Origin of the sequence: Sphingomonas crusticola (genome assembly GCF_003391115.1) — a bacterium.
Taxonomy (GTDB): domain Bacteria; phylum Pseudomonadota; class Alphaproteobacteria; order Sphingomonadales; family Sphingomonadaceae; genus Sphingomonas_I; species Sphingomonas_I crusticola.
On the sequence record NZ_QTJP01000001.1, the window covers coordinates 299,702 to 320,597 of the forward strand.

Sequence of the window (20,896 nt, forward strand, 5' to 3'; positions counted from 1 at the left end):
CGCCCGGGGCCGGAAGGAGACATGCATGAACCGGCAACATGCCCGGCCCGGGCATTCGCCGATCCATGGTCTCGCCAAGCTCTCGCTGCTTTCGCCACGGCCGAGGGCCGAGTATGTTGACGAACGCCCCGCTGGTGCGGGCGGCTACTCCCCAAGGAAGTTTGCGCTTTGGCAGCGGAGGAGGCTGAGGTCAATCAGGCGCACGCCCCGTGCCCGCATTGATCTTGATAATATATATTATGTAAAATGTTATGGGTTGCGCGGCTGAAGGATGAGCGTCCGGTCTTCTACCCGCCAAGATTGCAGGCGCGACAGGAAGTTCATCCCCAAGACGTTCATGTCGCCAAATTCCTGCGCCACGACAACGCGCAGATCCGAAGCCCGGATCGGACCCAGTACCAGCCGGGCCACACTGGATGTCCGCGCGAATATCATTCCATCGGCTGTGTCAATCTGCACCGGGAATGGATTTTGCGCGAGATCCAGTCCTGCAGCCTTGGCGGTTTCCAGGTTGAGTGAGGTCGTGGTTGCGCCGCTGTCGATCATCATCCTGCGTGAAACGCCGTTGATCGACACAGTCGCCCAGAAATGGCCGTCCGGTGCCATCCGCAGCCGCACCGTGCTTCCGGCGATGTGTTGCTCGTCATCCCTCAGCAAGGACGTAATGCGCGTCCACCCACCGCCGGATAATTCCCGCATCGCCCCCAAGATCAGCAGCCCGACGACGAAGATCGCAATCCAAGCGCCCGCCATTGTCAGCGACTTTCGCAGCGATACGCGTCGGGTCAGCAATGCCGAGAGCGGCAATATCAGCGCCAATATATAGAAAACGGCATTGGCGTGCTGGTCGCTGCTCATGGGATCACGACCTCAAGCCCGTCATATCCGGGCTCGATGCCTTGCGGCAACTCGGCGACGAGCGTGGCATAGTCCATCGATTGATCCATATGCGTCAGGATCGCTCGGCCGGGCCGCACGCGCACGATCGCGTCCAAGGTCGTCGCGAGATCGGCATGGGTGGGATGTGGCGCGTGCCGCAACGCGTCCACCACCCATACGTCCACACCTGCGAAGAGTTCTTCCATCTCTCCCGTAAGATGATGGAAATCGGTGGAATATCCAAAGGAGCCATGGGCGCCATCGAATCGAAACCCAGCGGAAGTTATGCTACCGTGGGGTTGGTCGGCGGTGCGCACTCGAAGGTCTCCGAGCATCAACTCGTCGTCCAGCAACGTGAGGGTGGCCGTCGGTGGATAGCCGCCACGTCCATGGAAAACGTAGCGGAAACGGCGCTCCAGCGACTCCAGCGTACGTGCCCGGGCATAACAAGGCACCGGCTTACCCGTCATGTGAAATAGCTGACGCAGGTCATCGATGCCGTGGGTGTGGTCGGCATGTTCGTGCGTCCACAGCACCGCATCCACGGCCCCGCTATTGGCCATGAGGAGCTGCTGGCGCATGTCCGGGCCCGTGTCGACGAGGATCGTGATCGGGCCGCTCTGCACCAGGATGGACGCGCGCGTGCGTCGATTGCGCGGCTCGGACGGGTCGCACGCGCCCCAATCATTCCCGATCCGCGGCACGCCGGACGATGTCCCGCAGCCGAGGAGCGTCAGCTTCACGCCCGCGCTTTGCTGAACAATGTGAGGAAATTATTGGCGGTCCGCTCCGTCAGCTCATCCAACTCTTCGCCCCGCAGATTGGCAATGAAGGCGGCCGTGTCGGCGACAAAAGCAGGCTCGCCGGGCTTTCCCCGGTGCGGCACCGGCGCGAGGAAGGGCGCGTCGGTCTCGATCAACATGCGATCGCCAGGCAATGTCGCGACCGTTTCCTGCAATTTCCGCGCATTCTTGAAAGTTACGATGCCGGCTATCGAGATGTAGAGGCCGAGCTTCAGCATCTCCTGGGCAAAGCCGTGGCTTGCCGTGAAGCAATGAATTAAGGCCGGAAAGGCCCCCTTCCCCATTTCATCGGCGATGATCTCCGCAGTATCCGCTTCGGCCTCGCGCGTATGCACGATGAGCGGCAGGCCGGTCTCGCGCGCGGCTGCGATGTGCGCACGAAAGCTGCGGCGTTGCTGCGCCCGATCCGAATGGTCGTAGAAATAGTCCAGCCCGGTCTCGCCGATGCCGACGACCTTCGGGTGCGCGGCGGCCGCTATCAATTTGGCCGCATCGACGTCGGGATGCTCATCGGCCTCATGGGGGTGGATGCCGACGGACGCCCAAACATCGGGCTCGCGCTCGGCTGTGGCGATGATCTCTAGCCATTCGCGTTCGCGTGTCGAGATGTTGAGCATGCCGGTCACACCGCGAGCGCGAGCACGCGCAAGCACCGCTGCCTGATCTTCGACCAGTCCCTTATAATTGAGATGGCAGTGGCTATCGATCAGCATCAGCTTGGCTCCACCCAGCGCGGGAACACACCCTGCGGCGCGGGCAATTGCGTGCCGGGTGCGATCGCTGTGCGCAGTGCCGAGAAATCGCGCGCTTCGGCATCCTGACCAAGTAAATCAAGCAATGCATCGGCGCTGGCCGGGATCGCCCAGCGTGACAGGATCGCGAGGATGCGCACCGCCTCAGCGGTCCAGTATAGTACGCCGTCAGCCATCGCCGGATCTTCCTTGCGTAAGGACCAGGGCGCCATGTCGGCGAAATAGCGGTTGGCGAGCGCCACGCCGTCCCACACGATCTCCAGCGCACGATTGAGCGACAATTCTTCCATCGCCCCCTCGACACGCTCCAATAGTGCGGCCAGCCCGAGTTGGTCGTGGGCTGGGCCGGGTGTGGGTACGACGCCCCCCGCATTTTTGGCGATGATCGACAGGCAGCGTTGGGCGAGATTGCCGAGGCCATTGGCAAGGTCGGCATTGCAGCGGGTTACAATCGCCTCATGGCTGTAGCTGCCATCCTGGCCGAAGCTTACCTCGCGCAGCAGGAAATAGCGCAGCTGATCCACGCCATACGTTGCCGCCATTTCAATCGGATCGACGACATTGCCGACCGATTTCGACATCTTCTCACCCTTGTTGAGCAGGAAGCCGTGGCCGAACACCTGCTTGGGGAGCGGCAAGCCGGCCGACATCAGGAAAGCGGGCCAATAGACCGCATGGAAACGCACGATATCCTTGCCGATGACGTGCAGGTCGGCGGGCCAGCGCCCAAAGCCGCCGCCCCCGGCTCCCGGATAACCGGCGCCGGTCAGATAATTGGTCAGCGCGTCGACCCAGACGTACATGACGTGGCCGGCAGCATCGGGTACCGGCACCCCCCAGTCGAAGCTGGTACGGGAGATCGAGAGATCCGAAAGCCCGCCGCGCACGAAGCTCGTGACCTCGTTGCGGCGCCCTTCAGGGCGGATGAAATCGGGATTAGCCTCATAATGCGCCAGCAGCTTGTCAGCATAGGCCGACAGGCGAAAGAACCAGCTCTCTTCGACAGTCCACTCAACAGGGGTTCCCTGCGGGGAAAGCTTCGCCCCCCCTTCCCCGTCAACCAGCTCTTTCTCGTCGTAGAAGGCCTCGTCGCGGACCGAATACCAGCCTTCGTAGCGGCCGAGATAAATGTCGCCATTGGCCTGCATCGCGCGCCAGATTGCCTGGCTCGCGTCGTAATGGGCGGCCTCGGTGGTCCGGATAAAACGATCGAATGAAATATTGAGGGACTGATCCATCTCGAGGAAATAGCCCGACATTTCATCGGCTAGTGCCTTGGGTTCAATGCCCCGAGCCTTGGCCGCCTGCGCCATTTTGAGGCCGTGTTCATCGGTCCCGGTGAGAAAGAACACATCGCGCCCCTGCATTCGCCGGTAGCGCGCGATTGCGTCGGTGGCGATCGCCTCATAAGCGTGGCCGATATGCGGCCGCCCGTTGGGATAGGATATTGCGGTAGTGATGTAGAAGGGCTCGGCCATAGGGCTCAGCCTTTAGCGGGCGGGTCTGCCTGAGCAAGCTTTGCGACCAGTCCGGCAATCTCGACGACGGTCAATTGCGGGTCGAGCGATTGGCGCACCGCGCGGTCCGCAATGTCGCGTGCCTGCCGCCACAAGGCGACTGTATCACCCATATCGGGCCGCCCCCACCGTGCCGCGGCCGCGATACGCGAAGGTGCACGCTCGAGAAACGCCTCGTAGCGAGGCTGCGCGCTCTTGGTTGCAAGAGTTCGGCCAAGCGCGGTACGCAGGGCGTTGCTGCTATCGCCGCGCGCCGCCAGGGTTTCGATCGCCGCATCCAGGCTGGCAATATCAAGTCCAGCGAAGCGCAGCGCGTTGCCGGGCGATCCTTCCGCCACCCGGGTGAGGCTGTCGACCTCGCTTCCATCCGCCTCGGGAAGGGCATGCCGAAGCACGATCCCTACCTGTTCCGCCGTCAGCGGGCCGAAGCGCAGGAGCCGGCAGCGCGAGCGGATGGTCGGGAGAAGCCTGCCTGGCGCATGGCTTACCAGCAGAAAAATGGTGCTCGCCGGCGGCTCTTCGAGATTCTTGAGCAAGGCATTGGCGCCGCCCCGCTCCATATCGTCGATCGCGTCGATCACGACCACGCGGCGCGCCGACATACTCGGCGTGGTGGCAAAAAGGGGCTGGAGGCTGCGGACTTGATCTACCGTGATAGATCGGGCCAGGTCCTCCGAATTTGGACGAGGAAGCCGTTCCAACAGCTTGAAATCAGGATGTGATCCGGCGTTGATAAGCGAAGATATTGTGTGCGTTTCAGGCACCTCCAGCCGGTCCCCCGGCACATCCGGACCCGTGGCGGCCGCCAACAGCCAGCGTGCGGCCGCCCTTGCGAACGTGCCTTTTCCAACGCCCTCGGGCCCCGCCAGCAGCCATGCATGGTGCAGCCGATCCGATCGCGCAGCATCCAAGAATGCGGCGATCGGCTCCTCATGCCCAACTATCACAACAAGTCCTCGATCGCCTTCAACAGTCGCCGGGTGATAGTAGGTTGAGGCCCCTCCGCATCGATTATCCTAAAGCGGACCGGTTCAGCCATGGCGATTTTATGGAAACTCTGCGCCACCTGCTGATGATAGACCGCGCCTCGTTTGCCAAACCGATCCAGTTGGCCTCGATCGCGGGAAAATTCGCGGGACTTCGCCCGCGCGGCGTTCATCTCGAGCAGCACGGTACGATCGGGCAGAAGGCCGGCGCTGCCGATCTGATGGAGTGTCCGGATCGCTTCGTCACCAAGCCCGTCAGCACCGCCCTGATAGGCGATAGAACTGTCGAGAAAACGATCGCAGATCACCCACCTGCCGGCGTCGAGTGCAGGCAGGATGGTCTTGTCGACATGATCGGCGCGCGCTGCGGCGAACAGCAAAGCCTCTGAACGCGGACTCCAGCGATCTTCCCGACCTTCCAGCAACAATCCACGAATTGCTTCTGCGCCAGCGCTACCGCCGGGTTCACGCGTCTCTACCACATCCAGCCCGCGCTCGCGCAACGCCGCCGCAAGTGCACGGGCTTGAGTCGATTTGCCGACGCCCTCTCCGCCTTCAAGGCTGATGAAACGACCGCGAGCGCCTTGGATCATGCCATGCCGAGGAGCCGGCGCAACCCTGCCCATACGCGATCGAAGAAGCCCGCTTCGCCGACGTCGGCAGCTGCGACGAGCGGCACCACCTGCGGCGGGCCATCGGGCGTGCGCACGATCAGGTCGGCGATATGGGTGCCCGCCTTGAACGGTGCGCGGATCGGCCCGTCATAGGCGACCGAAACTTTCATGTCCGACCCCATGCCGGCCGGCAAAGTCACCGCCAGATCGCGCGGGGCGACCAGGCCGATCTCACGCGCATTGCCCAGCTGCACTGGTGCCGTGGCGACCTGCTTGCCCTTGGCGAAGAGCGGTTTGGACTGCCATGCATGCAGACCCCAGTTGATGAACGATACCGATTGCTCGATCCGCTGGTTGAAAGAAGTGAGGCCGGACAGCACCATCACCAGTCGCCGGCCATTCTGCTCGGCCGAGCCGGTGAAGGCGTATCCCGATTCTTCGGTATGGCCGGTCTTAAGGCCATCCGCGCCTGCGACACGCCCGAGCAGGGGATCACGATTGGCCTGGGTGATGTCTGCCCCGGAGCCGAGAGTCTTTCCCCAGGTGAAGTTTGGTCGGCTGTAAAATTGCTTATAAAGATTGGGAAAATTCTGGATGGTGGCCGTCGCGAGCGTGGTCAGGTCACGTGCCGTAACATAGCTCACCCCGCCATCGGGCCAACCGTTGGAAGTGCCGAAATGGCTGTTCTTCAGCCCCAATTCCTGTGCCCGGCGGTTCATCAGCGCCACAAAGGCGGGCTCCGTACCGGAAACATGCTCCGCGAGCACCACACAGGCATCGTTACCCGACAGCGTGATGATGCCGAGCAGCAGATTGGCGACCGACACGCGCTCGCCTGCCGATAGGAACATCGTCGATCCGGCTTCGGGCCCATGCCACTTGCGCCATGTTTCGGGATTGACCGTCGCCATGTCGCTCAGCTTGAGCTCGCCCTTCTTGATCAAGTCGAAGGCAACATAGACGGTCATCATCTTGGCAAGCGATGCCGGTGGAATGCGCTGGTCGGCATTTTTCGAATAGAGCACCGCGCCCGATGACAGATCCTTCATGAAAGCGACGGTTGCCGGCGTATCGAACGGCGGCGCGGCGGCCTCACTCGGGAGTGCGGTAAGCGCGGTGGCGGCAAGGGCGAAAGCGGTGAAGCGGAAACGCGTCATGGTCATCCCGTTATGGTTTAGCTTGTGATAGCGCCCGCCGCCGCGCCGCGCCAAGTCTCTATCTCGACACGGCGTCCGAAAGCAGCCCAACCGACATCGCGTAGAAGTTGGAGCAATTATAATCGAGGATCGCGCCGTAATTGGTGGTGAGCAGATAGGCGGTCATGCCCGGCCCATCGGGTTCCAGCAGTCGCGCCAGCTCGCCGTCCGCGGGAGCAGGAAAACCGGCAATCACTACGCCCTTGGCCTTCCATTCGGAGATCGTCAGCCAGCGGCTGAGGCGGGCGTGAACCCGCGGGCAGCGCGGCGACACGAGCGGGCTGCGCACCGATGAGCGGTCGAAATCCGCAGGAATGGTAGCTGCTACCCCCCACGGCGTCGCCGGCTTCCATCCCGCTTCGCGGAGGTAGGCGGCGATCGAGGCAAGCGCGTCGGCCTTGTTCGTCCAGATATCCGCCTTGCCATCGCCGTCGCCATCGGCGGCCAAACGCAAATAGACGCTTGGTAGAAATTGGGGATAGCCCGTCGCGCCGGCCCAGCTGCCTTTCATTTCGGCGCGCGTGAACCCGCGGTCGATCAACTTGAGCGTCGCGATCAGCTCGGCCGTGAACAAGGCGCGGCGGCGCCCTTCGTAAGCTAGCGTTGCAAAGGACCGGATCAGGTCGAAGCTGCCGGTATAGACCCCGTACCCCGTCTCAAGCCCGAATATAGACAGTGCCACCTTGCCCGGAACGCCGGTGCGCGCCTCATTGCCGGCAAGCTGCGCGCTCAATGTCTGGTAGAGTGTCCGTCCCTTGTCGATATGCGCCTGATCGACGTGGCTGCGCCGGTAAGAGGCGAACTCCATCGGACCCGGTTGTCCAGCGTTGAGCGTGCCGCCGGGCTGGCCTCGGTCGAGCCGAATCACGCGGGGATTGAAGGTCAGGCCTGCCGTCTCACGGTCGAAGGTTTGCGGCTTTACCCCTTCCGCAATTGCGCGCGCCCGCAGTCCGGCGATGAAACTGGTGAAGGCGGCGTCTGCAGCCGGCGGTGTATCATCCGCAGCGGCAGCGGCCGCGGGTTGTTCGGCCTGGGGGGCGACATCCTGCGCCGCGACCGGTGTTGCGGACACGGCGAGCAGGAGGGCGGAAACGCGAAGCGACAACATCATGCCCTGCCCTGCCACAATCTGGTATCAAGCGAAAACCCCATTGACGATGGACGCGCGAGGCTTGCGCCTCGGCGCCTCCGCCCCCAATAAGCGCGCGTCTGGACAGGTGGCCGAGTGGTTTAAGGCAGCGGTCTTGAAAACCGCCGTGCGGGGAACCGTACCGTGGGTTCGAATCCCACCCTGTCCGCCATCTTGGAGTTCAAGCGTGACCGACATCCTCTATCGCTCGCTGGAGCTAGAGGTTCGGCGCGTGCCGGCTGGGGACGGCCGGCTGCAAGTGGTGACGTTCGACTCCTATCATGAGCCGCCCGGTATGGATCGGCCGGGTTTCGGCGAGGCCTTCTTCGCAACGGAAGGCATCACCGCCACCCATGTCATGTGTCGTGGCAACGACTGGTTCCAATACCCTGAAATGGCATTGGTTCTTTCGGTGATACGAGAGGCATGCGCTGATGCCGATCGATTACTGAGCTACGGGTCCAGCATGGGTGGATATGCGGCGCTGCGCTTTGCGGCAGCTGTCGGTGCGAATGCAGCGCTGGCTTTATCGCCGCAATATTCGCTCGATCGCCGCAAGGCACCGTTCGAGACTCGCTGGGCCTCGGACCGGCGCCGGATACGCTTCATAGAAACGCTCGAACGTAGGATCGAGCAGGTTCCACTCATGGTGCTGGCTTATGATCGGACGCTAAAAACAGATTTCGGCCACATGCTCAGATTAAGTGCTGAGGCGGATATCGAACAAATCCCCCTACCCTTCGCCGGCCACCCGGTGGGACCTTTCCTCAATGACGTCGCATTACTCCGGCCGTTAGTGTTCGCTGTCCTGAAAGACAGCTTCGATCAGGAATATTTCCGCGCCACCGCCCGCAAGCGGGCCAGGCGTTCGCCCCACTGGCTCGCCAACCTTGCCGAGCGCCATCCCCGCGCCCACGAAGGCCGGGGCATCGCGCTGGCCGGGCGTGCGGTGGCATTGGCGCCCGATCATCCTAGCCTCCATGATGCGCTCGCGCGGCGGCTCGCCGCCGCCGGGCGCTACGACGAGGCGATCGCGGCGCATCGTCAGGCGGTCGCGCTCGAACCCGTGGTCGATTATCTCTGGGGGCTCAGCAAAACCCTGTCTGCAGCTGGCGATCTCGATGCTTCGCTTGAGGTAGCAGAGCGGATCCAGCAGCTTGCCCCTGCTACGGCGGGCTACCATGCCTGGGCAGCGAAATTGCGGGAAGCGCAGCGCGACTGGGCGGGGGCAGCGTCCGATGTGCAGCGGGCAATCCGCTACGACCGCACCAATCTGCGCTACCGCCTCATGCAGTACAGCCTCCGCTGGCAATCATGGGTCGAGCGCGGGCGGCGCCTCCTGCGCGGCTGACGCGCGCCGCGCACGCCGCCTATTTGCCAGCACGGCGAACGGCCAAGCCAGCACCAAGCCGACAAGGATCGCGACAATATCGGCAAACCAATCGTCCCATTCTGCATCGCGGTGGATGAACGGCACGGCCTGGCTAAGCTCGATGAACGCCCCGAACCCTGCCAGCAAGGCGAACAACGGCAGCACCGCGAGACGGGGGTAAGCAGCGCGCGCCAGGAAGGTGATGGTGAAGAACGCTGCCATGTGGTTCAGCTTGTCCCACATGCTGATATGCGGCGCCTCGGCCGCGGGAAGGACCGCGGAGACGTAGGCGAAGATGACGGCCGCCCAGAAGGCGAGCACGAACAGGCGGTGCAGGGGCGACATGCGCAGCCCCCATGCCCGCTGACACCCTTGGCGTAAAGCAGAGCAATTGCCCGGCGGCCCGCCGATGTGCAAGGGCGGGACAGTGACCCAATCGAACGAACTCGACCGCCTGATAGCCGCTGCCCGTAACTGGGCGCCCGCAAGAATGGCGCTGGCAACGGTAACCGCGACATGGGGCTCTGCCCCACGGCCGCGTGGCAGTCACATGCTGGTCCATGAGGATGGCCGTTTCGAGGGCTCCGTCTCAGGCGGCTGTGTCGAAGGCGAGGTGTTGCACGCAGCTGCCGAAACCGTCGGGGATAGTCAGACCCGTTTGCTTGATTATGGCGTGGCGGATGACAGCGCGTGGGCGGTGGGCCTCCCGTGCGGCGGGCAGATCGCGGTGATGGTGCAGCCGCTGCGCGCGGAAGGATTCGCGCCGGAGCTGATCGAAGCTATCGCCGCGGCACGTGCCGCCGGTGCCGCGCTGAGCCTGACTACGGACCTATCAAGCGGACGAACGCGCATCGGCGATGCTCCCGGCGAAGGGCGCTTCGTAAATCGATATGCGCCCCCACGCCGCCTGATCATCGTCGGCGCGGTTCAGATCGCGCAGTCGCTCGCCGCGTTCGCACGCGAACTGGACGTCGCGCCCGTACTGGTCGACCCACGCGGACGCTTTTTGACCGAAGAGCGCTTTCCGGGAACGACATTGGATGACCGGTGGCCGGATGAGGCAGTCGAAGCCCTGCGCCCCGATGCCGCCACGGCGATAGTGACGCTCAGCCATGACCCAAAGATCGATGATCCCGCATTGGCGGCGGCGCTGCGTTCGCCTGCTGCCTATATTGCCGCTTTGGGCTCACGACGCAGCCACGCCAAGCGCCTGGAGCGCCTGACTGCGGCAGGCTTCGGTGAAGCCGATCTGGCGCGCATCGACGCGCCTGCAGGCCTGTCGATAGGCGCACAGGGACCTGCGGAGATCGCGCTGTCGATCGCGTCTGGAATGATCCAGGCGTTCCGGGCCTAGCCGGAACGCCCCGGATATCACTTCTTGCCGAGCGACAGTCCGCCGAAGCGCTTGTTGAAGCGGGCAACTTGGCCGCCCTGATCAAGCATGTGCTGCTTGCCGCCGGTCCACGCAGGGTGAACGGTAGGATCGATGTCGAGCTGGATTGTGTCGCCTTCCTTGCCCCAGGTGGAGCGAGTCTCGAACACCGTACCGTCGGTCATCTGGACCTTGATGGCGTGATAAGCGGGGTGGATATTCTTCTTCATCTGACAAATTCCTGAAATGGCTGGTTTCCGACCAGCCGGAGGAAGCGCGCCTTTAACGGCACAGCCACGAAAATGAAAGGCTTAACCGGCCTTTGGCGGATCGGCGATCATCGCGGTGAAATTGGCCTGCGCCACCACCTTGCCCTCGATCAGCGCCCGCCCGGCGAATTTGCACACGCTGGCACGCTTCTGAACGAATTCGACTTCGAGCCGCAGCAATACGCCCGGTTCCACTGGCGCCCGGAATTTGGCCTCATCGATCGCCATGAAGTAGACGAGCTTGCCCGATCCGGCCAAACCGAGGCTTTCGACCGCGAGGACGCCGGCGGCCTGCGCCAGCGCCTCGACGATCAGCACGCCAGGCATGATAGGCCTCCCAGGGAAATGGCCCTGAAAGAAGCTTTCATTGATTGTGACGGCCTTGATCGCGGCGATGCGCTGATCGACTACGAGTTCCTCGACCCGGTCGACCAGCAGCATCGGGTAACGATGCGGCAGCGCCGCCATCACCCGCCCGATATGGAGCGGGCCGAGCACTGCCGCCTCTTCAGCCATTAACGGCCAGGACCGGTTGCCGGCGCCGCCTGCTGCGGCAGGGTGATGCTCGGGTTGGGGAAAGATGCGTCAAGCCGCTGAAGCACGAGCGCAGTGACGTCGCCCGCAGGATCGGAGGCCAGCACGGAGCCCTTCGGCACGACGACATCGGCCTTGCGCTCGACGCGGATCTGCTCGGCAATCGGCCCGACCTTGTCGACGATCTGCGACTGGACGAAACGACCGACCGTCTGCACTTCCTGATCCAGCTGGTTGAGCGCATCCTGCGCCGCCTGGGCACGCTCACCGGCCTGGTTGGCGGCGGTGACGGCGGCCTGTGCCGGCTGAACGCCCGGCTTGGCAGCGGCACGGATCGCATTGACCTGCGTCTGATAGCTCTGCGCGGCGGTGGTGAATGCGGTGTTCCGCTGCTGCAGCTGCGTGTCATACTTCGCGTGAAGCTGCGTGTTGCCGCTCTTCGCAGCAGCAGATTCATTGAACACGCGGTTGAAGTCGACGGTCAGCACACTGCCCGCGGCGAACGCGGGAGCGGCGGTGGCGGCGAGCAGCGCGGCGGCCGCCGACAGCTTAAGGAAAGTCTTCATCAGAATTGAGTCCCTACGTTGAATGTAAACAGCTTGGTATCATCGCCACGGCGCTTGACGAGAGCCTTGGCCATATCGATGCGGAACGGACCGAACGGCGAATTCCAATTCACGCCGATGCCGACCGAGACACGTGGCTTCCAAGTATCACCGAGGAACATCTCCTGAAAGCCTGGAATATTGGTCCCCGACGGCGTCAGCCCACTCGGGCAATTATTCTTCTGGCTGTCGAACGGGATGGATACGGAAGGCAGCGTGTTGGTGTCGGTCGGAATGGCATCGACGCACAGACGCGTGCCGTCGCCATTGAGTACTTCGCGGAACTGTCCGGCCGCGCCGGTGTCGGCCAATTCCGGCTTGGTCGTTCCGAATACCGATCCGACGTTTAAGAAGATCGACGGCCGGATACCGAGCTCCTTAACGGCGTTGCCCAGCGGCAATTGGGCTTCCAATCGACCGAAATAATAAGCCCGGCCGCCCAGCGCGTCGTCGCTCATCTGCTTGCGGTCCGTAACCGGCTTACCGTCCGCACCATAAGGCGCGCGCAGCACGCGCGGGCCGAGGCCGCGAATGTCGAAACCGGCAAATTCAGGTTCACCGAGATAGAAGCGGTCGGTCAGGCGGACCTTGTCGACCCCGGGGCCCTTGCGGCTTTCCAGCGAATAGACATAGCCCGCCTCGGCATTGGCGGAAACGGTGAAGCCGATGATGTTCCAGTATTTGTGGCCCTCCGCCTTGGTGCGGATGTAGCGTACGCTGCCGCCCAAGCCGGCAATGTCCTGGCTGATATAGAAGCGTTCGCCGGATGTCGGATGAATGCGATCATTGAGATTGTCGAACACAAGGCTGTAGCCGAGCGAAGAGGTGGTGCGCTTGCCGATCGCATCGCAAAGATAACGGCCGGCCAGCAGCGGATCGCAATGCAGCTTGCCCGTTGGATCGAGCTCACCCTTCGAATTATAGGCCGTATAGAATGTCGACTTGTCGAGCGTGACGTCGTCATTGTTCAACCCGTAGCGCAGCGCGACCGTCCAGAATTCGGTGAGCGGAACGCCTGCCCGGACCTGGAAACCGAGCGTGGATTCATCATAGGTCGTTCGGCGATCGTTGTTTTCGTAGCCGAACGAATTGTAATCGCGCCGGAAGACATCGACGCCGAGCGCGATATTGTGATCGAACAGGTAAGGCTCGGTGAAGCCCAGGTTCACGGACTTCGAATAAATTGAATAATCCACGCCGGCGCGGACTTCCTGCCCCTTACCCATCAGGTTCGACTGCGAAATCTGCGCGCTGACGATAAACTTTTCCAGGCTCGAATAGCCCGCCGAAACCTGCAGCGAACCAGTCGATTTCTCCTCGAGGTTCGTCTCAAGGACGACGCGGTCCGGTGCGCTACCTTGCTTCTGCTCCACCTCCAGCTTGTCCTGGAAGAAGCCAAGGCTCTGGATGCGATCACGTGACCGCTTGACGCGGAAGCCGTTGAACGCATCGCCCTCCGCCAGACGGAATTCGCGGCGGACCACCTTGTCGCGCGTGATCGTATTGCCGTTGATATTGACCGCTTCCACATAGACACGCGGTGCATCCGCGAGCTGGAAGGTGATCGTCATCGTCTTCGCGTCTTTGTCGCGATCGAATTTCGGGCTGACGTCGGCGAAGGCGTAGCCGAGAATACCGGCAGTCTCGGTCAGGCCATCGACCGTGTCCTCGACCGTCTTGGCATTATACCATTGGCCGGCCTTGATCTTGACGAGATATTGCAGCGCCTCGGGACGAAGATCGCGGATGGCGCTCTCAACCTTGGGCGCGCCGAACTTGTAGCGATCGCCCTCGTCGACGACGTAGGTGATAATGAAGTCCCGCTTGTCGGGCGTGAGCTCCGCCACGGCGGAAACGACGTGAAAGTCAGCATAACCCTGCGTCAGATAGAATTGGCGCATCTTCTGCTGGTCATATGCCAGCCGGTCGGGATCGTAGCTCGTACCGCTCGAAAAGACGTGCAGCAGGCTCGCGGTCTTAGTCGCCATCTCGGCGCGAAGACGGCTGTCCTTGAAATGGGTGTTGCCGATGATGTTGATGCGGCGGACGCGCGACTTGGCGCCTTCGTGGATCTCGAACACGACGTCGACGCGGTTCTGGTCGAGCAGTACCATCTTCGGCTCGACGGTCGCGGCGTAGCGCCCCTGGCGCTTGTAGAGCTCGATAATGCGCGCGACGTCGGCGCGCGCCTTGGAGCGGGTGAATATCTGACGCGGCGCGAGCTTGATCTCGGGCCGGATCTTGTCTTCCTTGATGCGCTTATTGCCCTCGAGCACGATCCGGTTGATCACCGGATTTTCGCGAACCTGAAGAACAATGTTGCCCGTGTCGGTGCCCGCTATCTGCACATCGGCGAACAGCTCCGAGGCGTAGAGATCCTTCAGCGCCTGATCGAGCGATTCGGTGGTGTAAGCATCGCCCGGGCGGAGCTTGATATATGAGCGGACGGTGTCGGCCTCGAGCCGCTGATTGCCGCTGACGTTGATCGAGTGAATCACGCCCGATCCACGCTGTGCTGCGGGCGCGGCCGGAGCCGTGCTGGCGGGAGCCGACGCTGGCGCCTGCGCCATTGCCGGCATGCCCGCAAGCACGGTGCCAATCAATAATGCGCTTGCCAGCCGGCCAGATGCACGTCGCCCGTCGCTGGTCATGAATTCCGTCACGCAACCCCGCCCTTCAACCAATTTGCTTTGAGCCAGGGCCCTCGGCCGGCGCTGTTCGCCCTGCCCTATCCCGGTCAGCCGATCAAGCCAGCAAGCCTCCGCCAAAGGCCGAAGGAAGCGAGATCGTTGACTGTCACGAACAGCATGAATCCCAGCAACAAAGCAAGCCCCGACCGAAATGCCCACTCCTGAGTTTGCGCGGGCAATGGCCGGCGGCGGACACCCTCGATGATATAAAAGAAGAGGTGGCCGCCATCGAGGAGCGGGATTGGCAGAAGGTTGATGAAGCCGAGATTAATCGAAATGAATGCCATGAAGCGGATGAAGGGCAGCCACCCGAAAGTTGCGACCTGTCCGGAAAATTGGGCGATCTTGAGCGGCCCGCCCAATTCCTTGGCCGATCGCTCGCCACCGACGATCTGGCCAATGACATCCATCATCGTCTGAAGGATGTGCCCGGTTTCGCGAAACGATGCGGCGACCGTGGCAATCGGCCCGACCCGCGTCTGCACCGAGCGACCTGACGCTACTCCAAGCAGGCCGATCTCGCTTTCGTTGCCGGCGCCGTCGGAAACATGCTTGCGCTGGGGTGTGACAGGAACGGCGCGATATGCTCCACCACGCTCGATCCCCAGGATGAGGCGCTGGCCTGGCCGCAACATGATCATCTGCGCCATGTCTTCGAAATTGGCGACCGATCGGCCAGCCACGCTTACGACGTGATCGCCCGGGCGCAGCCCTGCCGCCGCCGCTGCAGTTCCGGGAGCAACCTGGCTGATCGTGGCGGGGGTTTGCGGCACACCCGTAATAGCGAAATAAAGCGTGAAGATCGCGATCGCCGCAACGAAGTTGGTTGCCGGCCCGGCAAGCACGACGAGAAAACGCTGCCAGACCGGTCTGCCCTGGAGGGTTCTTGCCCGCTGCTCCGGCGGTTGCGCCAGCCACGCTGGATCGGGCGTGCTCGCCGGCCCCATATCGCCCGCGAATTTGACGTAGCCGCCGATCGGCAGGGCCGACACCTTCCAGCGCGTACCTCGCTTGTCGGTCCAGCCAAACAATTCGCGACCCATCCCGATCGAGAACATGTCCGCCTGGACCCCGAAGGCGCGGCCCGCCAGATAATGGCCGAGCTCATGCACGAAAATCAGCGGCCCAATGGCGGCGATGAAGCACAGGACAGTGATAAGGATCGTCAGCAAAGGATTCATGCCGCCTGTCGCTCCAGTGCGCTTTCCGTATATCGGCGCGCCTCTGCATCGATCATCAGAGCATCGTCGATCGTCTCGGGATCGCGCGGTGCATAGCGCGCCAGAACTTTCTCGACGATGAAGGCGATGTCCAGAAAGCCGATCCGACCGGCAAGGAAAGCGGCGACTGCCTCCTCATTGGCGGCGTTGAGCACCCCGGGGCGCGCGCCGCCGTCCCGCAACGCCTGAAAGGCGAGCGCCAGCGCCGGAAAGCGGACCAAATCCGGTTCTTCGAAATCAAGCCGGCCGACAGTGGCGAGGTCGAGCGGCGTACACGGTGTTGCCATGCGCTCCGGCCAGGCAAGCGTGTGGGCGATGGGCGTGCGCATATCCGCGGGGCCCAGCTGTGCCAGCACCGATCCATCGAGATATTCGACCAACGAGTGCACCACCGATTGCGGATGGATCAGCACCGACAGGCGCTCATGCCCGACTGGGAACAAATGGTGCGCTTCGATCAGCTCGAGCCCCTTATTCATCAGCGTGGCCGAATCGACCGAAATCTTCGCCCCCATCGACCAATTGGGATGTTTGACCGCCTGCGCCGGCGTCACCCGGGCCATTTCCTCGCGGGTGAATTGGCGAAACGGCCCTCCACTCGCCGTAAGAATGACGCGTCGGACACGGGTCGGATCGTCGTGCGGAAAACATTGAAAGACCGCATTGTGCTCGGAATCGACGGGCAGCAAGGTCGTCCCCGCCTCGCGCGCAACACGCGTCATCAGTCCGCCCGCGAGAACCAGCGACTCTTTGTTGGCAAGCGCCACCGTCCGACCCCGGCGCAACGCCGCCATTACCGGATTGAGGCCCGCGGTGCCGACGATCGCGGCCATGGTCCAGTCGGCAGGCAGTTCCGCCGCCTCGATTATCGCATCCCGCCCGGCTGCGACCTCAACGTCACTGCCGGCGAGCGCCTCCTTCAGCGCGCCATAAAGCCGCGCCTCGCCAATGACCGCGCGGTGCGCGCGCGTGCGCCGTGCCGCCGCAGCCAATCCCTCCACGTCGCGTTGCGCGGTGAGCGCCACAACATCGAAACGATCGCCCTCGCGTTCGATCAGGTCGAGGGTCGAGGTGCCGATCGAGCCGGTGGCACCCAGGATCGTGACCGTACGCGTCATCGGAAATTGCCGTTGGCAACAAGCGCGGCGACGATGATGACCACCGGCAACATGCCGTCAATCCGGTCAAGCAGGCCGCCATGGCCGGGCAGGATCTTGCCCGAATCCTTGACGTCCACCCGGCGCTTCATCCAGCTTTCAAGCAAATCGCCCAATTGTGCCGCGACCGCCAGCGGCGCTCCGAGCCACAACGCCGGTCCCGGCAAGTGACCGAACCATGCAATTGCACCACCGATGATCGCCGCTGCGAGCATGCCGCCTACTAGCCCGGCCCAGGTCTTATTGGGGCTGATGGCCGGGGCGAGCTTGGCACCGCCGAACCGGCGGCCGGCAAAATAGGCGCCGATGTCGGTCGCCCAGACGATCACCAGCGTCCACAAGCTCAGCAGGAAGCCGTGCGGCTGTTCCCGCAAAAACAGGATAGCGATAGCCGCAGTGCCGATATAGGCAGCGCCCAATGCGATCCCGCTCGTTCGAGGCAGCAACGCGATCAGCAAAGCGGCGATAACCAGCAGCGCCACGCTCGAGCGATCGGTGCCCCATATTATCGGCAACGCGCAAATCAGCCCCGCCAGAAGCACCAGCGCCCCAATGCCGAGCCGCACACGGCTGGCCTTCACGAGCCCCGCCCATTCCGCCAGGGCGAGAACCGCACCGGCGGTCAGCAGCATCCACAACACATAGCCGCCCAATAGCAGGACGAGGATCGCCCCGGCCGCCAGAGCAGCGCCGATCGCAGCACGTGTGCCGAGATCGGAAGATCGGCCGTCAGCGCCCGCCATAACGCCGCTCCCGCCGCCCAAATGCGGCGATCGCGCCTTCCAGTGCCGCACGATCGAAATCGGGCCACAGCGTGTCGACGAACAACAGCTCGGCATAAGCCGATTGCCAAAGGAGGAAATTGGACAGCCGCTCTTCTCCGGAGGTGCGAATGATCAAGTCGAGCGGCGGCAGTGATGCGGTGTCGAGCCGTTGCTCGATCGCAGCAGCATCGATCGCGTTCGGATCGAGCATGCCCGCTTTGGCATCGGCGGCGATTGCACGCACCGCACGCACCAACTCGTCCTGCCCGCCGTAATTGAGCGCGAGCGCGACGATTAGCCCGCTATTCCCCGACAGGCGCGACCGGGCGGCGTCGAGATCCGCGACGATGTCAGAATCCAATGCGCGCCAGTCGCCGAGCAGTTCCAGCCGCACATTGTTGCGATCGAGCTCGGCCAGTTCGCGCCGCAGATAGAAGCGCAGCAGACCCATCAGGTCGGCGACCTCGTTGGCCGGCCGCCGCCAATTTTCCGAGGAGAAAGCATAAAGGGTAAGCGCCTCGATGCCGAGCTCGCCCGCGGCGCTGATGGTCTTTCGGACGGCTTTCATGCCGGCCCGATGTCCCTCAACACGCGGGAGCATCCGCTTCTTCGCCCAACGGCCATTGCCATCCATGATGATGGCAATGTGGCGCAGCACCGCAGGGCTATCCCCACCTCCGGGCATCAGCGAGGCCCGAGCGGCCGTCACTTGCCCAGGATTTCCTTTTCCTTGGCACCGGCAGCGGCATCGATCTCAGCGACGACGGTATCGGTCAGCTTCTGGACATCGCTCTCGCGACGTTTGCGCTCGTCTTCGCTGATCTCGCCCTTCTTTTCGTCGGTCTTGAGATTGTCCATGCCATCGCGTCGCACATTACGGACGGCAATGCGCGCTTTCTCCGCATATTGGCCCGCAAGCTTGGCGAGCTCCTTGCGGCGCTCTTCGGTAAGATCGGGAATGGGAATACGGAGATTCTGGCCGTCCACGATCGGGTTCAGGCCAAGGCCCGCCGAACGGATCGCCTTGTCGACCGGGCCCACATTGGACTTGTCCCACACCTGGACCGCCAGCATGCGCGATTCGGGCGTGGTCACGGTCCCCACCTGGTTCAGTGGCATGTGGCTGCCATAGACCTCCACGGTCACCGTATCGAGCAGGCTGGTCGAGGCGCGGCCGGTGCGCAGCCCCTGCAGATCATGCTTCAATGCATCCACGGCGCCGTGCATGCGGCGCTCAAGATCGGCCTTATCGTAGGCGGCCATGCCGTTACTCCCCAGAATTGCGGACGATTGTTGCCGTCCCGTTGCCCGCCAAAACATGGGCAAGGTTGCCCTGCTCGCGGATGTTGAACACGACTATCGGAATAGCATTGTCGCGGCAAAGCGCCACCGCGCTCGCGTCCATCACTCTCAGATTATCCGAAAGCACCTTGTCGAAAGTGACTGTTTCATAACGTTTTGCGGTGGGCACCTTTTTCGGGTCGGCATCGTAAACGCCATCCACGGACGTGCCTTTGAACAGAGCATCGCACTTCATTTCGGCTGCCCGCAAGGCCGCACCCGTATCGGTCGTGAAGAACGGGCTGCCGACGCCTGCGGCGAAGATCACCACCCGCCCCTTTTCCAGATGACGCTCAGCACGCCGGCGGATGAAGGGCTCACATACCGACGCCATCGGGATGGCCGACTGAACCCGGGTCTCGACGCCGATCTGCTCGAGCGCATTCTGCACGGCCAGCGCGTTCATCACGGTCGCCAACATGCCCATATAGTCGGCGGTAGCGCGCTCAATCCCCTTGGCCGCCGCCGAGAGGCCACGGAAGATGTTGCCGCCGCCGACGACGACGCAAAGTTCGAAGCCGGCCTCACGCGCTGCCGCGATTTCGCCGGCGACGCGCGCGGTCATGGCGGGATCGATGGCGAGACCGCCATCGCCCATCAGCACCTCACCCGAAAGCTTGAGCAGGATGCGTTTGAACGGAGGCTGCGACATGCCTGAGTGAACCCGATCTTACATGGAAACGGCGCGCACCTTAGAGGCGCGCGCCGCTCCTGAAAACCCTTCCCGAGGGAAGAGCATGACGGTGTCAGATGCCGGCGGCGGCCGCCACTTCAGCGGCGAAGTCGCTGGCTTCCTTCTCGATGCCCTCGCCAAGCTGGAAGCGGACATAATCGATCAGCGCGATCGATCCGCCCGCGTCCTTGGCTGCCTGCGCGATGACGTCGGCAATCTTGGTCTTGTTGTCCATGACGAACAGCTGCGAGGTCAGCGCATTTTCCTTACGGAACTTGGCGATCGCGCCCTCCACCATCTTCTCGATGATGTTCTGCGGCTTGCCCGAACCGGCCGCCTTTTCCATCGCAATGGCGCGCTCACGCTCGACCAGTGCCTCGTCGAGGCCCTCTTCGTGCAGCGCCAACGGATTGGCCGCGGCGATATGCATGGCAAGGCTCTTGCCGAGCGCCTCGATCTTGTCGACCGGCGCCGAACCCTCGAGCGCGACCAGCACGCCGATCTTGCCGATGCCGGGGCCGGCAGCGTTGTGGACGTAGGACACGACCGCGCCCTCGTTGACCGACACAACCTTGGCGCGGCGCAGCTGCTGGTTCTCGCCGATCGTGGCGATATTGGCAGTCAGCTTGTCCTGCACCGAACCTTCGCCGCCGGGATAGGAGGCCGAGGCGAGCGCCTCGATACTGTCGCCAGTCGTGAGCGCCAGCTTAGAAACCGTGCGAACAAAGTCCTGGAACTGTTCGTTCTTGGCGACGAAATCCGTTTCCGAATTGACCTCGACCGCGGCGCCCTTCTTGCCTTCGACGGCAACGCCGACGAGACCTTCAGCGGCCGTGCGGCCCGATTTCTTGGCAGCGGTGGCGAGGCCTTTGGTACGCAGCCAATCGATGGCAGCTTCCATGTCGCCGCCATTTTCGGTCAGCGCCTTCTTGCAATCCATCATGCCGGCACCCGAGCGCTCGCGCAGGTCCTTCACGGCAGCAGCGGTAATCTCCGCCATTGTTCTGATCCTTTCAAAATGCA

The 20,896-nt window shown here is 62.9% G+C and carries 22 protein-coding genes, 1 tRNA gene and 1 riboswitch; of the genes, 3 read left to right on the forward strand and 20 right to left on the reverse strand.

The features are described 5' to 3' along the window. Window positions 1–12: 12 nt before the first annotated feature. A riboswitch (yybP-ykoY riboswitch) is annotated at window positions 13–165 on the reverse strand. Window positions 166–249: 84 nt separating this feature from the next. The 8 genes from DX905_RS01395 to DX905_RS01430 are packed head-to-tail and all read right to left on the reverse strand — an operon-like array spanning window position 250 to window position 7,858. Further along, a complete protein-coding gene (locus tag DX905_RS01395; RefSeq protein WP_240320676.1) occupies window positions 250–819 on the reverse strand; it encodes a retropepsin-like aspartic protease family protein in 570 nt (189 codons plus the stop codon). Window positions 820–854: 35 nt separating this feature from the next. Continuing rightward, the gene (locus tag DX905_RS01400) at window positions 855–1,622 is read right to left on the reverse strand and encodes an MBL fold metallo-hydrolase (RefSeq protein WP_116089738.1); all 768 of its coding nucleotides are present in this window, start codon (window positions 1,620–1,622) and stop codon (window positions 855–857) included. Continuing rightward, window positions 1,619–2,395 carry a TatD family hydrolase gene (locus tag DX905_RS01405; protein ID WP_116089739.1) on the reverse strand — a complete coding sequence of 259 codons (777 nt, stop codon included), beginning with the start codon at window positions 2,393–2,395 and terminating at the stop codon, window positions 1,619–1,621. Before DX905_RS01405 ends, DX905_RS01400 begins: the two co-directional genes overlap by 4 nt. Next, complete coding sequence (gene metG, locus DX905_RS01410; RefSeq protein ID WP_116089740.1) at window positions 2,395–3,912, reverse strand: methionine--tRNA ligase; 1,518 nt, start codon at window positions 3,910–3,912, stop codon at window positions 2,395–2,397. Before metG ends, DX905_RS01405 begins: the two co-directional genes overlap by 1 nt. A 5-nt stretch (window positions 3,913–3,917) precedes the next feature. Then, window positions 3,918–4,898: a DNA polymerase III subunit delta' gene (locus DX905_RS01415; RefSeq protein ID WP_116089741.1), complete on the reverse strand. Its 981-nt coding sequence runs from the start codon at window positions 4,896–4,898 to the stop codon at window positions 3,918–3,920. Next, window positions 4,895–5,530 (reverse strand): dTMP kinase, encoded by a 636-nt coding sequence (gene tmk, locus DX905_RS01420; RefSeq protein ID WP_116089742.1) that lies wholly within the window; start codon window positions 5,528–5,530, stop codon window positions 4,895–4,897. The genes DX905_RS01415 and tmk overlap by 4 nt, the downstream gene beginning before the upstream one ends. Further along, on the reverse strand, window positions 5,527–6,708 hold the full coding sequence (locus DX905_RS01425) for a D-alanyl-D-alanine carboxypeptidase family protein (RefSeq protein WP_116092238.1): 1,182 nt from the start codon (window positions 6,706–6,708) through the stop codon (window positions 5,527–5,529). Before DX905_RS01425 ends, tmk begins: the two co-directional genes overlap by 4 nt. 58 nt (window positions 6,709–6,766) lie before the next feature. Then, window positions 6,767–7,858, reverse strand: coding sequence for a lytic murein transglycosylase (locus tag DX905_RS01430; RefSeq protein ID WP_420822128.1), 1,092 nt, complete (start codon window positions 7,856–7,858; stop codon window positions 6,767–6,769). 100 nt (window positions 7,859–7,958) lie between these two features. On the opposite strand from DX905_RS01430, the gene DX905_RS01435 reads away from it, so the two are divergent. Further along, window positions 7,959–8,048: transfer RNA gene (locus tag DX905_RS01435), tRNA-Ser, on the forward strand. Window positions 8,049–8,063: 15 nt separating this feature from the next. After that, window positions 8,064–9,227, forward strand: coding sequence for a tetratricopeptide repeat protein (locus DX905_RS01440; RefSeq protein ID WP_116089743.1), 1,164 nt, complete (start codon window positions 8,064–8,066; stop codon window positions 9,225–9,227). Here the strand turns inward: DX905_RS01440 and DX905_RS01445 are convergent. Beyond that, entirely contained in the window at window positions 9,189–9,593 is a 405-nt protein-coding gene (locus DX905_RS01445) for a VanZ family protein (protein WP_205412175.1), read from the reverse strand. The genes DX905_RS01440 and DX905_RS01445 overlap by 39 nt on opposite strands. Window positions 9,594–9,738: 145 nt before the next feature. On the opposite strand from DX905_RS01445, the gene DX905_RS01450 reads away from it, so the two are divergent. Then, window positions 9,739–10,602 carry an XdhC family protein gene (locus DX905_RS01450; RefSeq protein WP_240320914.1) on the forward strand — a complete coding sequence of 288 codons (864 nt, stop codon included), beginning with the start codon at window positions 9,739–9,741 and terminating at the stop codon, window positions 10,600–10,602. A 17-nt stretch (window positions 10,603–10,619) separates the two neighbouring features. On the opposite strand, the gene rpmE is transcribed toward DX905_RS01450, so the two are convergent. The 11 genes from rpmE to tsf all read right to left on the reverse strand — a co-directional run bounded on the left by rpmE (window position 10,620) and on the right by tsf (window position 20,873). Beyond that, a complete protein-coding gene (gene rpmE, locus DX905_RS01455; RefSeq protein ID WP_116089745.1) occupies window positions 10,620–10,850 on the reverse strand; it encodes a 50S ribosomal protein L31 in 231 nt (76 codons plus the stop codon). Between the two features lie 81 nt (window positions 10,851–10,931). Next, window positions 10,932–11,405 carry a 3-hydroxyacyl-ACP dehydratase FabZ gene (fabZ, locus tag DX905_RS01460; protein ID WP_116089746.1) on the reverse strand — a complete coding sequence of 158 codons (474 nt, stop codon included), beginning with the start codon at window positions 11,403–11,405 and terminating at the stop codon, window positions 10,932–10,934. Beyond that, a complete protein-coding gene (locus DX905_RS01465) occupies window positions 11,405–11,989 on the reverse strand; it encodes an OmpH family outer membrane protein (protein ID WP_116089747.1) in 585 nt (194 codons plus the stop codon). The genes fabZ and DX905_RS01465 overlap by 1 nt, the downstream gene beginning before the upstream one ends. Further along, a complete protein-coding gene (gene bamA / locus DX905_RS01470) occupies window positions 11,989–14,679 on the reverse strand; it encodes an outer membrane protein assembly factor BamA (RefSeq protein WP_116092240.1) in 2,691 nt (896 codons plus the stop codon). Before bamA ends, DX905_RS01465 begins: the two co-directional genes overlap by 1 nt. 86 nt (window positions 14,680–14,765) lie before the next feature. Next, on the reverse strand, window positions 14,766–15,899 hold the full coding sequence (rseP, locus tag DX905_RS01475; protein ID WP_116089748.1) for an RIP metalloprotease RseP: 1,134 nt from the start codon (window positions 15,897–15,899) through the stop codon (window positions 14,766–14,768). Next, window positions 15,896–17,056 (reverse strand): 1-deoxy-D-xylulose-5-phosphate reductoisomerase, encoded by a 1,161-nt coding sequence (locus tag DX905_RS01480; RefSeq protein WP_116089749.1) that lies wholly within the window; start codon window positions 17,054–17,056, stop codon window positions 15,896–15,898. Before DX905_RS01480 ends, rseP begins: the two co-directional genes overlap by 4 nt. Continuing rightward, complete coding sequence (locus DX905_RS01485) at window positions 17,053–17,838, reverse strand: phosphatidate cytidylyltransferase (RefSeq protein ID WP_116089750.1); 786 nt, start codon at window positions 17,836–17,838, stop codon at window positions 17,053–17,055. The genes DX905_RS01480 and DX905_RS01485 overlap by 4 nt, the downstream gene beginning before the upstream one ends. Beyond that, window positions 17,825–18,544, reverse strand: a complete 720-nt coding sequence (locus DX905_RS01490; protein WP_116089751.1) for an isoprenyl transferase — start codon at window positions 18,542–18,544, stop codon at window positions 17,825–17,827. The genes DX905_RS01485 and DX905_RS01490 overlap by 14 nt, the downstream gene beginning before the upstream one ends. 20 nt (window positions 18,545–18,564) lie before the next feature. Next, window positions 18,565–19,122: a ribosome recycling factor gene (gene frr, locus DX905_RS01495; RefSeq protein ID WP_116089752.1), complete on the reverse strand. Its 558-nt coding sequence runs from the start codon at window positions 19,120–19,122 to the stop codon at window positions 18,565–18,567. 4 nt (window positions 19,123–19,126) lie between these two features. Then, window positions 19,127–19,852, reverse strand: coding sequence for a UMP kinase (gene pyrH, locus DX905_RS01500; RefSeq protein WP_116089753.1), 726 nt, complete (start codon window positions 19,850–19,852; stop codon window positions 19,127–19,129). 94 nt (window positions 19,853–19,946) lie between these two features. Beyond that, window positions 19,947–20,873 carry a translation elongation factor Ts gene (gene tsf, locus DX905_RS01505; protein ID WP_116089754.1) on the reverse strand — a complete coding sequence of 309 codons (927 nt, stop codon included), beginning with the start codon at window positions 20,871–20,873 and terminating at the stop codon, window positions 19,947–19,949. Window positions 20,874–20,896: the final 23 nt, after the last annotated feature.